Raw genomic sequence first — 12,635 nt, forward strand, 5'->3', positions numbered from 1 at the left:
CATCCGTGACCTCGTCGGACGAGCGGGGACGGCACGATCGCCTCTACTGTGGCGGCCACGGGATCAACAGCCAGTTCACGTTCCGCTCGACCCAAGGGAGATCACATGGACGTCGCCGCCGTCGCCGCCACCGCACCGGACGCGCCTCTGGAGAAGACCACCATCCGGCGTCGGGACACCGGGCCGGCCGACGTGCTCATCGAGATCGAGTACGCCGGCATCTGTCACTCCGACATCCACCACGTGCGCGGCGAGTGGGGTCAGACCGCCTACCCCGTGGCGCCCGGACACGAGATCGTCGGCATCGTCCAGGAGGTCGGTTCCGAGGTCGCCCGGTACACGGTCGGCGATCGCGTCGGCGTCGGGTGCCTGGTGGGAGCCTGCCACGAGTGCTCGTCCTGTACCGCGGGCCAGGAGCAGGAATGCGAGCGCGGGGCTGTGGCGACCTACGGCTCACCGCTGCCCGAGGACCATCCGGAGGGGCCCGTCACCCAGGGCGGGTACTCGACCCACATCGTGGTCGAGGAGCCCATGGTGGTGTCCGTTCCGGACGGACTCGACCCGGCCGCGGCGGCGCCGCTGCTGTGCGCGGGGATCACCATGTTCTCGCCGCTGCGGCAGTGGAACGTCGGCCCGGGCACCAAGGTCGCCGTGCTCGGCATGGGCGGGCTCGGGCACGTCGGTGTCAAGCTCGCGGTGGCGATGGGCGCCGAGGTGACGGTCCTGTCGCAGACCACCTCCAAGCGGGACGACTCGCTGCGGTACGGCGCCGTCGAGCACTACGCGACCGCCGGCGACGAGGGCAAGGCCACGCTCCGGGAACTGCGCGGCACCTTCGACGTCATCCTCAACACGGTGTCCGCGAACCTGCCGCTGGACCGGTTCCTCGCCACGCTCAAGCCGCGCGGGGCGCTGGTCAACATCGGGATCCCGACCGAGCCGATGTCGGTGCGGGCCGGGTCGGTCGCCGCCGGGCGCAAGATCCTGACCGGGTCCATGATCGGCGGTATCCCCGAGACCCAGGAGATGCTCGACTTCTGCGCCGAGCACGGGATCACCGCCGAGATCGAGCTCATCTCGGCGGACAAGATCAACGAGGCCTATGACCGAGTGGTCCGGTCGGACGTGCACTACCGGTTCGTGATCGACGCCAAGACGTTCTGACCCACGGCAGCCCGACCCACCGGGCGGGGACTCACGGGGGCGGGGACTCACGGGCCTGACTCACCGCGGGGCGACCTGCGCGAGCAGGTCCGCGAAGTCCTCGTCCCGCGCCTCCAGGAACCGGTGCGCCTGCTCGGCGAAGTCCGCCAGCCCGGTCAGGCGCCCCGAACTCCGGGTCGCGCACACCGCCGCCGCGCCACACGCCCGGTCCAGGGCTGAGGCGATCGCCGACCCCCCGGGCAGCGCGGCCGCCACGCCCGCCGCGACGTGCGGGAACGTCACCTCCGCGACTCGCTCACCGGACTCACGGAACACCGCGACGGCGGCCCCGATCCTGTCCGCATCGGCTCTGATCGTCCCGTCGGGCATCTGCTCACCTCGTCGTCGTCGTGATCTCGTCCTCGCATCGCGGTCATGAGGTACGACGTCCCCACCCCGCCGGTCGGTTCCAGCGGACCCGGTACAGGCCGGTACCCACCCGACCTGTCGTACCCGTGGTGTCTACTCGGGGTGTGGGAGAACAGCGCTCCCCGGCCGCCGGACCACCGGTCGCCGGCGCCCGTCCCACGACCCGGTGGCGTCGCCCGGCACCGGGACCCCTCCCACAGAGGAGAGCATCCATGTCCCTCACCTGGACACCCACCATCGACCGCGCGCTCGCGGTCGCGGCCCGCTGCCACGCCGGCCAGACCCGCAAGGACGACCCGACGCCCTACATCGCGCACCCCGTGGCGGTGGCGATGATCGTGTCCGACTTCACCGACGACCCGGACGTGGCGGTCGCCGCGCTGCTCCACGACGTTCTCGAGGACGTCCCGCCGTCGGTCTACTCGGCCGATGACATGATCGCCGAGTTCGGCGACCGGGTCACCGAGCTCGTCCGCGGCGTCTCGGAGGAGAAGACCGCGGGTGAGGAGACCCCGCCGTGGCGGGTGCGCAAGGAGGGGTACCTCGCCGCGCTCGCGGAGGACTCGGAGGAATGCCTGCTCATCTCGGCGGCGGACAAGATCCACAATCTGCGCTCGATGGTCGCCGCCCACGAACGACTGGGTGACGACATGTGGGGGCTCTTCAACGCCGGGCCGCAGGAGAAGCTGTGGTTCTACCGGTCGATCGCGGATGCGGTCACCCGACGGCTCGGTGACTGCGCGGCCTCGCGTGAGCTCCGCCGGGCGGTGGACGACGTCGCGGCACTGGCGCCGGTGAGCGGCGGCTGAAGGTCACACCGCCGGGAACTCGGCCTTGATCCGCAGCAGGGTCTTGGCCTGGGTCCGCCCCTCGAGGCCGAGAACCAGGCCGGCGGACTTGAGGCGCCGGGCGAGGTCGGAGTCCGCGGCGAACTCGGACTCCGACTCGATCGTGATCTCCACCCGGCGTCCGCCGTTGAGCAGCACCGACTGCTTGGCGGCGTCCAGACCGGGGATGTTGGTCCACCGGATCGGCCCGGGGTCTCGAGGGGAGGCCCCAGAGCCCGAGAAGGAATAGTCGAAGTCCGTGCTCTGGGTGCGGGTCACCTTGCCCCACCCGGCCATCGGTCCCACCCCCACCCGGGCGGCGACGGCGTTGCGGCGGGCGCTGTAGGTGGCGCACTCGATCTCGCAGGCCCCCAGGGTGTTCATCACCCTCAGCGCCTCCTCGAACCGCTGCCGCAGGCTCCACGCGTCGTACTGGCCGAACGGCACCAACAGCGGGCGGCCCTCGATCGGCGCCTGCACGTAGACCACCCGGGGGACGACCTCGCCCTCCACCACGTCATACCCCGACCGCACCTGCATCGGACGTTGGATGACGTCGGTGAGCAGACCGCGCTTGTCGGTGACGGGTGCGGTCTCGTAGAAGGACACGAGCTGACTCACTGGCGCTCACCTCACTGTTCGAGGTCGCGGCGGGTGCGGACCTCTCAGCCAGCGTATCCGCAGCTTCGGGATCGGCCCGCCCGTGCCCGGCTCACCCGAGGGGCCACTCCCCGAGTTCGGTGAGGTCGTCGGCCTCCGCGGTGACGGCCGTGGGCTCGCAACCGAAGCCGACCATCTCCGTGCCGTCCTCGAGCGTCACCCGGCCGAGCTGCATCGGCCTGGGGAGCTGGTCGAGGAAGCTGCCGAGCGCCGCCGGGGAGACCGTCCACCTCTCGCCGAGCAACGCGGCGCCGTCCGGGTGACGCAGGACCCCCGGCTTGGGCGGTTCGGTGTCGAGGCGGTACATCCGGTAGTCGGTGCTGGACCGGACCGGCCCACGCCAGGCGGCGCCGCGTGAGGTGAGCTGGTGTTCGAGCGGGCCCCCACGCCGGTGTGCGCCGAACACCACAAGGTCGACGGTCGGAGCGCCCGCGCGCAGCGGCCACGGCACGAGTGGTTCCTTCTCGGAGTCGCGTTCCCCGGCCAGCACGGCGGCGATGTCGGCCACCGGTCCGTCGTGGAACGGCCGCCCCACCACGGTCACGCCGAACTCCGCGGTCCCTCGGCCCCCCTCGTCGATCTCGCTGGTCGGCACCGCCACGGCGCACATGTCGAAGAGGTTGCAGAAGTTCGTGTACGTCCCCATCCGGCTGTTGAGGGCGATCGGGTCGGCCTCCACCTCGGCGATCGTCGGGTGGAACGGCGCGGTGGGCACGAGCAGTGCCGTCGCGCCCAGCCGGTCGAGTTGGTCGAGCGCCTCGCGCCGTAGTGCCTCGACCTTCCGTCGGTCGCGCAACAGGTCCACCGCCGCGATGTCTCGGGCGGGGGCGATGATGTCGCGGACGGTCGGATCGAGGCCCGCGTCCGGGTCCCGAACCGAGTCCAGGAAGTCGCCGACGGCCTCGTACCGTTCGGCCACCAGTGCGCCGTCGTAGAGCAGCCGGGCTGCGGCGAGGAACGGGGCGAGGTCGATCTCCACGATCCGGTACCCGCGCCCGCGGGCCCGGTCGACGGCGGCGCCGAACGCCTCGGCCCAGCCCGGGGCCATCGCCACCAGCTCACGCGGGACGGCCAGGGCCGCACCCTGCCCCGCCTCCAGAGGGGTGTCCGTGGGCCAGGCCCGCGTGCCCTCACCACCGGCCATCACCCCGGTCGCACGTGCTGCGGTCCGGACGTCGCGGGCGAGGATCGTCACGGAGTCGTAGCTCGCGCAGGCCGGGACGACGCCGTCGGTGGAGACCACCCCGAGCGTGGGTTTGATCCCCACGATGCCGTTGAGTCCGGCCGGGATCCGGCCCGACCCGGCGGTGTCGGTGCCGATGGCCAGGTCGCAGATCCCCAGCGCCACCGCCACGGCGGAACCGGAACTCGACCCGCCCGACACGTGGTCCGGGCGGTGCGCGGCCCGCACGGCCCCGTACGGGCTGCGGGTGCCGACGAGCCCGGTCGCGAACTGGTCGAGGTTGGTCGCCCCCAGCACCACGGCGCCGGCCGCGCGCAGCCGTGCGACGGCCACGGCGTCCCGGTCGGGCAGGGACGCGAATCCCGGGCAGGCGGCGGTGGTGGGCAGTCCGGCCACGTCGACGTTGTTCTTCACCGCCAGCGTCATCCCCGCGAGCGGGCCCCCGGCCGCGAGGGAGGCCGCCATGTCGGCCACCAGCTCCGCGCGGTCGCGGACCTGCAGGAACACCTCGGGACGGTCCGCCGCGGCCAGGCGCGCCAGCACGTCGTCGACCCTCGCCGCAGCGGTGTCCCGCAGCCCGGCTGATGTCACGGTGCCGCTCATGCGCTCAGCTCCCCACTGGCGGCCCAGCGCGAGAACTCCTCGGCGCGGGCGTGCTCCATCCGGCGTCGGGCGGAGGCGATCGACTCGGCCTCCCGCTCGCAGAACGCGGTGTGCTCGGCGAGGGAGAACGTGTCGTCGGTGATGTCGACGATCCCCCGCCCGGCGGCGGTGTCGGCCCGCAGATCGGCCAACTCCTCGGAGGTGACGGGGTACCAGGAGATGCGGTCGAAGTGCCGCAGTAGCCACGGGTGCTCGGCGTCGAAGCCCGGGGCCGGTTCGGGGTGCCGGTGGTTCCACACCTGGGTCGTGCGGCCCACGAACTGGTAGCCACCCGGCCCCTCCATCCCGTAGATGCACAGGTACGCGCCGCCGATCCCGACCGAGTTCTCCGCGGTCCACGTCCGGGCGGGGTTGTACTTGGTCGTCACCAGGCGGTGGCGTGGGTCCAGCGGAGTGGCCACCGGCGCCCCGAGGTAGACGTCCCCGAGCCCCAGCACCATGTACTCGGCGTCGAAGACGGTGCGGTAGACGTCGTCGGCGGTCTCCAGACCGTTCATTCGGCGGATGAACTCGATGTTCCACGGGCACCACGGGGCGTCGTCGCGCACGCCGTACATGTACCGCTCGATGGCCTCCTTGGTGGCGGGGTCGTCCCAGCTCAGCGGCAGTCGGACGCGTCTGCTCGACACCGCCAGGTCCTCGGCGGCGGGCAACGCCGCCTCGGCCTCGCGGAGGGCGGCCAGGGTGGCGCCGATCGTGCTGCGGCCGGGCGTGATCTTGACCTGCAACGACCGGATACCGGGCGTGAGGTCCTGCTGGCCGGGAACGGGGTTCGCCCGGAGGTGCAGGTAGAGGGCGTGGGCGCGGGCGCGCAGTTCGAGGTCGAGCTCCATCCGGCCGTACTCGACCAGCACGTTGTCGTCACCGCCCCGGCGGTAGGTCACCTCGGTCACGCCGTCGGCGGTGTGGCCGCGGCCGAGCACGCCGTCGTCGCGGTCACCACCGTCGCCGAGGACGTACGGGCGGCCGGCCCCCCTCGCCCCCGAGATCCCGGCGCGGTCACCGACCGCATCGACCCTGACGCGGACGAACCGGACGGTGTCGCCGGGCGCGAGCTGCCCGAGCTTCCACCGGTCGCCGCTGACCACGGTGACGGGGCAGACGAAGCCCCCCAGGCTCGGGCCGTCCGGGCCGAGCAGGATCGGGGTGTCCCCGGTGAAGTCCAGGGCCCCCACCGAGTAGGCGTTGTCGTGCAGGTTGGACGGGTGCAGGCCGGCCTCCCCGCCGTCGGGCCGGGCCCACTTCGGTCGTGGTCCCTCGAGCCGGACCCCGGTGCGGTCCGAGTTGAAGTGCACGGTGTAGCTGGCCGCGTAGAGCTCGTCCATCCCCGCGCGGGTGAGGAACTCCGGAGCGCCGTGCGGCCCCTCGGCCACGGCGATGTGCCAGTGGTGCCCGATGGCCGGGACCTCGTCGGCGAGGATCCGGCGCGGCACGCCCGGCCCGGGTTCACCGACGGCGAGGGCGTCCCCCGCCGCCAGGTTGCGTCCCTCGTGCCCCCCGAACCGTCCGAGGGTGAAGGTCGACGACGACCCGAGGTACTGCTCCACCTCGATCCCGCCCCCGACCGCCACGTACACGCGCATGCCCGGCCCGTCGAGCACCGGGACGTCGAGCACGGATCCCGCCTCCAGGTGGACCGGCTTCCACTGGGCCACCGGGCGGCCGTCCACCGTCGGCCGCACGTGCGCCCCGCCCACGCAGACCGTGACCGGGGCGTCCGGTCGGATCGACAGTCCACCCCGAGTGCACTCCAGGCCGGCGGCGCCCTCCGGGTTGCCCACGGCGATGTTGACCAGGCGGAGCGAGTAGTCGTCCATCGCCCCGGACGGCGGGACGCCCACGCCCCAGTACCCGATGCGGCCGGGCCAGTCCTGGACGGTGGTGATGAGTCCCGGGTTGAGGATCTCGAGGCGGGTCATGGCGGCTTCTCCTGTGGTGGCGGGTGCGCGGGTGGTGGGTGCGCGGGGTGGGGGGCGCCGGGCTCAGGCGGTGACGATCATCCGCACCGGCGTCGGGTCGAAGCCGTTGCACGGGTTGTTGATCTGCGGGCAGTTGGAGACCAGGACGATCACGTCACGGTCGGCGCGCACCGCCAGGCGCTTGCCGGGCGCGGAGAGCCCGTCGACGATGCCGAGGGTGCCGTCGGCGTCCACGGGCACGTTCATGAAGAAGTTGACGTTGGGGACCAGATCCCGTTTGCCCAGTCCGTGCCGGGCGCCCTCCCGGAGGAAGTTCTCCACGCAGGCGTGCTGATGCCGGGTGTGGTGGCCGTACCGCAGGGTGTTGGACTCCTGCGAGCACGCTCCCCCGAGGGTGTCGTGGTTGCCCACCTCGTCGGCCGTGATCGTCACGAGGGGCTCGCCGGCGTCGTCGCGCAGGACACTCCCCTCGGTCAGGAAGATCGATCCCTGGGCGGCGACGGTCGCCGGGGCGCTGTAGCGACGGGTGGGGTCGTGCGCGTCGTAGAACAGGGTGTCGACGGCCTGGTTGCCCTCGAGGTCCACGATGGTCAGGGTCTGGCCCGCGTGCAGGACGTGGGACCAGGCGGCTCTGGCGGCGACGGTCTCGTCGGCGACAACGGCCCCGTCCGTGAGAGCGAGGTCTGCGGCGGGAAGGTCTGCGGCGGCGCCGGTCCAGGGGTCTGTGGTCGGAGGCTCGGTGGTGACGGTCGTCGGTGTCATGGCGGATTCTCCTCAGGCGATCGGGGTGGAGGCGCGGTGGGCGGCCTCAGAGTTGGCGACGGCACGGCGGTACTCGAGGTCCTCCCCGACGCCGGGGAGGGCTCCCTCGCGGAGTGCGTCGAGGTCCTGCGGAGCGTTCCACGCCAGGAACTCCACGGTCCCGGCGTGGTACCGCTCCGACGGATCCAGCGGATGGTCGGCGACCGCGACGGCCACCACGATGGGCAGGTGCAGGACCAGGTCGACGGTCGCCCCCGCCCCGGCGTTCCCGGTGGAGACGAGCGCCCCGTCGTCGTCGACGCGGACGCCGTGGAAGAACGACACGGTGTGGGGGAGATCCCGCTCACCCAGCCCGTGTTTGAGGGCGGCCAGCAGCAACAACTCCCGTCCGGCCGGTGACCCGGATTCCGGCGCCCCGGCCCCGTAGCGGGCGACGTTGCCGGCCTGGGTCGAGGCACCGCACAGCGCGTCGTGGTGGCCGGAGGTGTCCGCGACGATCGTCGCGAGTACGCGCCCCTGGTCGGAGAGCAGCGGATGACCGGTCCCGAGGTAGGCCTGCCACGGGACCTTGACCGTGTCCGCGGTGTTGAGGCGTTCCCAGGGGGCGTCGGCGCGCCACATCATGAGCGAGGCGCAGGCCGTGCCGTCCCGGTCGGTCAGTCGGATGCGCGTGCCCCGCGCCAGGGTGACCGCGGTGTAGCGACCCCCGGGGACGGACTCCGCCCACGTCAGGCGGTCGGCCGGCACGTCCGCCGGCGGGTGGGGCCAGTCGGTGGCGGGGACGACCGGCATGGAGTCGGTGATCGCGCCGGCCTGGGCGCGGGCGTGGTCGCGGGCACCCGAGGTGGTGGACGTGCTCGCGGTGGTGCCGGGTGTCGTGATGCCGGGTTCGGTGGTGCTGGTCATCTCAGGTCACTCTCCGATCTTGACGGGCTTGGGATGGGTCTTGCCGCGGGGGAAGCACAGGATGCCGAGCCCCACCACGGCGAGGACGGTCAGGACGCCGGCCCATCGCATCCACGGGGTCTCGCCCGAGGGGTCGAAGATCTCGGCCCGCGGCCAGGCGAGGTTGACCGTCATGAGCAGTCCGTACCCCACGGCCATGACGTTCACGGGGACCCCCCAGCGGCCCAGCGAGAACAGCGGCTTGCCCTCGGCGTCGGTGAGCCGGGGGCCGTTGGGCCACCCCTTGAGCCGACGCAGGAGCAGCGGCGCGGTCACGCAGAGGTAGGCGAGGTAGATGAGGATGATGCACACCGAGGCGAGGGTGGCGAAGATGGCGGCGTTGCCCATGTTGACCAGCAGGATCGCGATGCATGACAGACCGATGAGCACGGCCGGGGCGATCGGGGTGCCGGTGCGGGGGTTGACGCGGGACAGGGTCGCGGAGAAGGGCAGGCGCCCGTCGCGGGCCATCGAGAACATCAACCGGGTGGCCGCGGTCTGGATGGCGAGGGTGCAGATGAAGATGGCCACCACGACCACCACGAGGAGCACCTTGCCCCAGAAGTTCCCGAGCACGGAGTTGAGGACGTACGGCAGGCCCTCGGTGGCCAGCCGGCCGTCGGTGAGGCTGGGCGCGGCCATGAGCGCGGAGAGGATCATGAGCCCACCGCCGAGCGCCGAGACGGTCAGCGCCATCCGGATGGTCCGGGGGGCGACCCGGCGCGGGTTGACTGTCTCCTCGGCGAGTTCGCCGGCCGAGCCGAATCCCACCATCACGTAGGCGGCCATGAGCCCGGAGACGACCCACGCCCAGATGTAGCCGGGCTGATCCCCCATTCCGGCGGTGTCAAAGACGACCTGCGGCCCGCGGACGGCGTGGGTCAGCAGCGCGAGGATCACCGCGACGACGCCGACGATCTCGCAGGTCACACCGATGTTATTGACGTAGGCCATCCACCTGATGCCGAGCGAGTTGATCGTGGTGGTGATGACGAGGAGAACCGATCCGAGCAGGACGGCGTTCGCCGCGCCGGAGGGCGAGGTGAGGGCCGGATCGTCACCGATGATCTGGAAACCGGACCAGATGTTCGGCAGCACGACCTGCAGCGCGATGGCCGCGGCCGAGGCGGTGACGATCTGCGCGAGGATCATGAACCAGCCGCCGAACCACCCGACGACCTCGCCGCCCATCCGCCGGGACCACTGGTAGATCGCTCCCGAGATGGGGTACCGGGCCGCGAGCTCCGCGAAGCACAACGCGACCAGGAACTGGCCGGCGAACACGATCGGCCAGGTCCAGAAGAACGCCGGGCCGCCGAACCCGTACCCGAGGCCGAACAGCTGGAAGATGGTCGTGAGGATCGAGACGAACGAGAACCCGGCGGCGAACGAGGCGAACGTGCCGAGGCTCCGGTGGAGTTGTTGGTCGTAGCCGAGATCGGCGAGGTCGTCGTGATCACCCCGACGTTCGGGGGCCGGGGTGGTGAGTCCGGAGGGGTCACTCATGTCCGGCACTCCTCTCGGGGCGGGGGTCTGTGAACCCGGGTGGCGTCAGGAGCAGTTCCTGTCTGCCGATAGTTTTCCCACCGCGTGTGACCCTCGGGTTGCCTGATGTTTCGATCCGATTAACACGCCCTCACGCCGTTGCTCCCCGCTCGCCGGGCCGCCCGACCGCGTGGTCGAATGCCCTCATGGCGCCTTCCCGTGATCCCCACGACGAGCGCGCGCGGGCCTGGTCCGACGGGCTGCGGCGTGAGCTGGCGGCGCGTCTCGGACCGGCGGTGGCACACGCGGTGTGGGTCACCGGATCGGTGGGCCGGGGGGAGGCCGTCCCGGGTAGCGACCTGGAATCCCTCGCCGTCGTCTGTGCCCCCGGTGACCCCGGTGACCCCGGTGACCCCGACGACCGTGCGGTACGCCGCGCCGTCGCCTCCACCGACCTCTCCCGCGCACCGTGGTTCGCCGAGACCTCCCCCGCCTCGGCCGCCGATCCCCGGCTGATCCGGACCCCCGCCGGATGGTCGACCGCCGCCGACGGGTGGGCCGGCGCCCCCGCCCGGGACCTGGGGGTCGTCCACCTGGGGCTCCTCGCCGACGCCCGGCCCGTGACGGACGGCCACAGCGATCCGGAGCTCCTGCCCCGCCTCGCCGCACGCTCCGTGCGTACCCACCAGGGGATCCTCACCGACATCCTCACCGACGCGCTCTCCACCCGCGCCTCGGTGCCGTCCCGGCTCACCCGTACCCTGCGTTCGGACCCCGTCGTCGACCTCAAGGCCTCGGTCCTCACCCCGGTCGTCAAGCTCGCCCGGTGGGCCGCGTTGCGCGGCGGGGTGACCTCCACCGCCACCGATGCGCGCCTCGAGCTCGCGGCCGACCCCCGGGTCCTGCCCGCGGACCGGTGGGAGTCCCTCCGCGCGGCCGCCCGTTTCACCGCGCGCCTGCGGTGGGAGGTCCGCCTCCGTGCCGGGTCCGACGGCCCCGGAACCGACCGTGTCCCCCTCTCCGTCCTCACGACAGCCGAGCGTGCCGGGCTCCGGTCCGCCGCACGCGAGATCGCCGGCGCGCAACGCACCCTCGACTATCTGCGGTCCTCCGGCGGACTACGGGAGCCGGGGTGACCCGCCACCCGGCCACCGCCGCGATGCTCGCCGTCTCGGCGCTGGAGGGATGGAGACCGGGGGATGACGACGACGAGGTCCTCGATCTCGTCGACCGGGCCGCCCCGGGTCGGCTGATCCGCCTCCACGTCCGGAACGCGCTCCCCCCGGAGGCCACCCGGCGCCCCCGGCCCGGGATACTGTCCCGCCGCACGCCGTATCTCATCCGCGGGTCGCGTGTCCTGGAGAACTCACTCGGCATCACCTCGGCGGAGGCCCTCGGCCGCGCGGAGGCCCTCCTGGCCGTCGCCGCGGGGGCGCGTCTCCTCCGCGATCCCGCCCACGCCCCCGCGACGGTGTCCGGAGTCCACGCGGCGCTGTTCGGCGAGGTGTACGCCTGGGCCGGCCTGCCGCGGATCGTCGGCCTGGCCAAACAGGGGTCCGCGTTCGCGCCCGCGGCTCGTGTCCCCATGATGGCCGCTCCACTCGAGAACCCCACGGAACTCGTCGCCGACGCCCTGGCCACGGCATCCGGTGCCGCCGCCCGCACGACGACCGTGGCCGTCGCCCTGGCCAACTGGTACGCACGGTTCAACTACGTGCACCCCTTCCGCGAGGGCAACGGCCGCGCCGCCGCCGTCGCCGCCCTCCTCGCCGCGCGCGCCCACGGGGTGGATCTCGACTTCAGCCGGACCGACCGCGAGTCGTGGGTCCAGGCCGCCGTCTCCTCCATGCCGGCGCCCCCTCGCCGCAGCGTCGATCCGACGGCACACCGGTTCGAATTCCTCCGTGTCACGATGGACCGGTGCGGCACCCCGCACGACACCTGACCACCCGGCACGACCCGCATCGCGGGCCACCACCCGAAGGGAGCACCGTGTCCTCACCCGGACGACCCCGCCTCGTCGGCCGGCGGCGTCCCGGGGCCACCCCGGCGGACGAGATCCTCGACGCGGCGGCGGAGTTGTTCACCACCCGCGGGTACACGGCGACCTCCACGAGGGCCATCGCGGACGCCGTGGGGATTCGCCAGGCGTCGCTCTACACGCACTTCCCCACCAAGGCCGCGATGCTCATCTCCCTCCTCGACTCGACGGTGCGGCCGACCCTCGAGAGCGCCCGGGGGCTCCTCGACGCCAGCCGGGACCCGGGGGAGAGCCTCCTGGCGCTGGCGACGATCGACGTCGAGTGGCTCCTGGCCTCGCGCTGGAACATCGGGATGCTGTACGTGCTCCCGGAGCTGGCCGGGGAGGACTTCGAGGGTTTCCGGGCCGCACGGTCGGAACTGAGGGGGATCTACCGGCAGCTCGTCGCCCGGTGTCGCCCCGACCTCGATCCCGGTGATCCGGATCTCGACCTGCCCTTCCGGGTGGTCGAGTCGGTGATCCCGCACCGGCAGGACCACCCGGGGGTCGTCATCGACGCCGCGCGGTGGGCGGTTGCCGCGACCCGCGTGATCGGCATCGGTTGAGTCGTCGTGTCGTACCCGTGGGGCACCATGGCG

General features: G+C 72.4%; 12 protein-coding genes. 5 read left to right on the plus strand and 7 right to left on the minus strand.

Annotated elements, in window-relative coordinates; translation table 11 throughout:
* Positions 1-105: 105 nt before the first annotated feature.
* On the plus strand, positions 106-1,164 hold the full coding sequence (locus ABD250_RS10305) for an NAD(P)-dependent alcohol dehydrogenase (protein ID WP_182658720.1): 1,059 nt from the start codon (positions 106-108) through the stop codon (positions 1,162-1,164).
* 60 nt (positions 1,165-1,224) lie between these two features.
* On the opposite strand, the gene ABD250_RS10310 is transcribed toward ABD250_RS10305, so the two are convergent.
* Entirely contained in the window at positions 1,225-1,533 is a 309-nt protein-coding gene (locus ABD250_RS10310; RefSeq protein WP_179524090.1) for a hypothetical protein, read from the minus strand.
* Between the two features lie 251 nt (positions 1,534-1,784).
* Here ABD250_RS10310 and ABD250_RS10315 point away from each other — a divergent pair, with 251 nt between their 5' ends.
* Positions 1,785-2,381: an HD domain-containing protein gene (locus tag ABD250_RS10315; RefSeq protein WP_182618218.1), complete on the plus strand. Its 597-nt coding sequence runs from the start codon at positions 1,785-1,787 to the stop codon at positions 2,379-2,381.
* 3 nt (positions 2,382-2,384) lie between these two features.
* Here ABD250_RS10315 and ABD250_RS10320 read toward each other — a convergent pair whose 3' ends face one another.
* The 6 genes from ABD250_RS10320 to ABD250_RS10345 all read right to left on the minus strand — a co-directional run bounded on the left by ABD250_RS10320 (position 2,385) and on the right by ABD250_RS10345 (position 10,037).
* Complete coding sequence (locus ABD250_RS10320) at positions 2,385-3,020, minus strand: hypothetical protein (protein ID WP_017835462.1); 636 nt, start codon at positions 3,018-3,020, stop codon at positions 2,385-2,387.
* A 91-nt stretch (positions 3,021-3,111) separates the two neighbouring features.
* On the minus strand, positions 3,112-4,845 hold the full coding sequence (gene atzF, locus ABD250_RS10325) for an allophanate hydrolase (protein WP_344392112.1): 1,734 nt from the start codon (positions 4,843-4,845) through the stop codon (positions 3,112-3,114).
* Positions 4,842-6,824 carry a 5-oxoprolinase/urea amidolyase family protein gene (locus ABD250_RS10330; protein WP_182659468.1) on the minus strand — a complete coding sequence of 661 codons (1,983 nt, stop codon included), beginning with the start codon at positions 6,822-6,824 and terminating at the stop codon, positions 4,842-4,844. The genes atzF and ABD250_RS10330 overlap by 4 nt, the downstream gene beginning before the upstream one ends.
* Positions 6,825-6,887: 63 nt before the next feature.
* A complete protein-coding gene (locus tag ABD250_RS10335; protein WP_182610922.1) occupies positions 6,888-7,586 on the minus strand; it encodes an urea amidolyase associated protein UAAP2 in 699 nt (232 codons plus the stop codon).
* A gap of 12 nt (positions 7,587-7,598) precedes the next feature.
* Positions 7,599-8,492: an urea amidolyase associated protein UAAP1 gene (locus ABD250_RS10340; RefSeq protein ID WP_182659467.1), complete on the minus strand. Its 894-nt coding sequence runs from the start codon at positions 8,490-8,492 to the stop codon at positions 7,599-7,601.
* A 6-nt stretch (positions 8,493-8,498) separates the two neighbouring features.
* Positions 8,499-10,037, minus strand: a complete 1,539-nt coding sequence (locus ABD250_RS10345; RefSeq protein WP_182659466.1) for an amino acid permease — start codon at positions 10,035-10,037, stop codon at positions 8,499-8,501.
* Positions 10,038-10,222: 185 nt separating this feature from the next.
* Between ABD250_RS10345 and ABD250_RS10350 the strand changes: the two genes are divergently transcribed.
* Genes ABD250_RS10350 through ABD250_RS10360 form a run of 3 tightly spaced genes read left to right on the plus strand, consistent with a single transcriptional unit; the run spans position 10,223 to position 12,602 of the window.
* Positions 10,223-11,152, plus strand: a complete 930-nt coding sequence (locus ABD250_RS10350; RefSeq protein ID WP_344392117.1) for a putative nucleotidyltransferase substrate binding domain-containing protein — start codon at positions 10,223-10,225, stop codon at positions 11,150-11,152.
* On the plus strand, positions 11,149-11,961 hold the full coding sequence (locus ABD250_RS10355) for a Fic family protein (protein WP_344392119.1): 813 nt from the start codon (positions 11,149-11,151) through the stop codon (positions 11,959-11,961). Before ABD250_RS10350 ends, ABD250_RS10355 begins: the two co-directional genes overlap by 4 nt.
* A gap of 47 nt (positions 11,962-12,008) precedes the next feature.
* Positions 12,009-12,602 carry a TetR family transcriptional regulator gene (locus ABD250_RS10360; protein ID WP_182658863.1) on the plus strand — a complete coding sequence of 198 codons (594 nt, stop codon included), beginning with the start codon at positions 12,009-12,011 and terminating at the stop codon, positions 12,600-12,602.
* The last annotated feature ends 33 nt before the right edge of the window (positions 12,603-12,635 follow it).

Origin of the sequence: Dietzia cercidiphylli (genome assembly GCF_039531545.1) — a bacterium.
GTDB lineage: Bacteria > Actinomycetota > Actinomycetes > Mycobacteriales > Mycobacteriaceae > Dietzia > Dietzia natronolimnaea.

What these genes read in the sequence shown, in the direction of transcription:
- atzF (WP_344392112.1), bottom strand. Translation starts at nt 4,845, where the DNA reads ATGAGCGGCACCGTGACATCAGCCGGGCTGCGGGACACCGCTGCGGCG.
- ABD250_RS10305 (WP_182658720.1), top strand. Translation starts at nt 106, where the DNA reads ATGGACGTCGCCGCCGTCGCCGCCACCGCACCGGACGCGCCTCTGGAG.
- ABD250_RS10330 (WP_182659468.1), bottom strand. Translation starts at nt 6,824, where the DNA reads ATGACCCGCCTCGAGATCCTCAACCCGGGACTCATCACCACCGTCCAG.
- ABD250_RS10350 (WP_344392117.1), top strand. Translation starts at nt 10,223, where the DNA reads ATGGCGCCTTCCCGTGATCCCCACGACGAGCGCGCGCGGGCCTGGTCC.
- ABD250_RS10345 (WP_182659466.1), bottom strand. Translation starts at nt 10,037, where the DNA reads ATGAGTGACCCCTCCGGACTCACCACCCCGGCCCCCGAACGTCGGGGT.
- ABD250_RS10335 (WP_182610922.1), bottom strand. Translation starts at nt 7,586, where the DNA reads ATGACACCGACGACCGTCACCACCGAGCCTCCGACCACAGACCCCTGG.
- ABD250_RS10310 (WP_179524090.1), bottom strand. Translation starts at nt 1,533, where the DNA reads ATGCCCGACGGGACGATCAGAGCCGATGCGGACAGGATCGGGGCCGCC.
- ABD250_RS10340 (WP_182659467.1), bottom strand. Translation starts at nt 8,492, where the DNA reads ATGACCAGCACCACCGAACCCGGCATCACGACACCCGGCACCACCGCG.
- ABD250_RS10315 (WP_182618218.1), top strand. Translation starts at nt 1,785, where the DNA reads ATGTCCCTCACCTGGACACCCACCATCGACCGCGCGCTCGCGGTCGCG.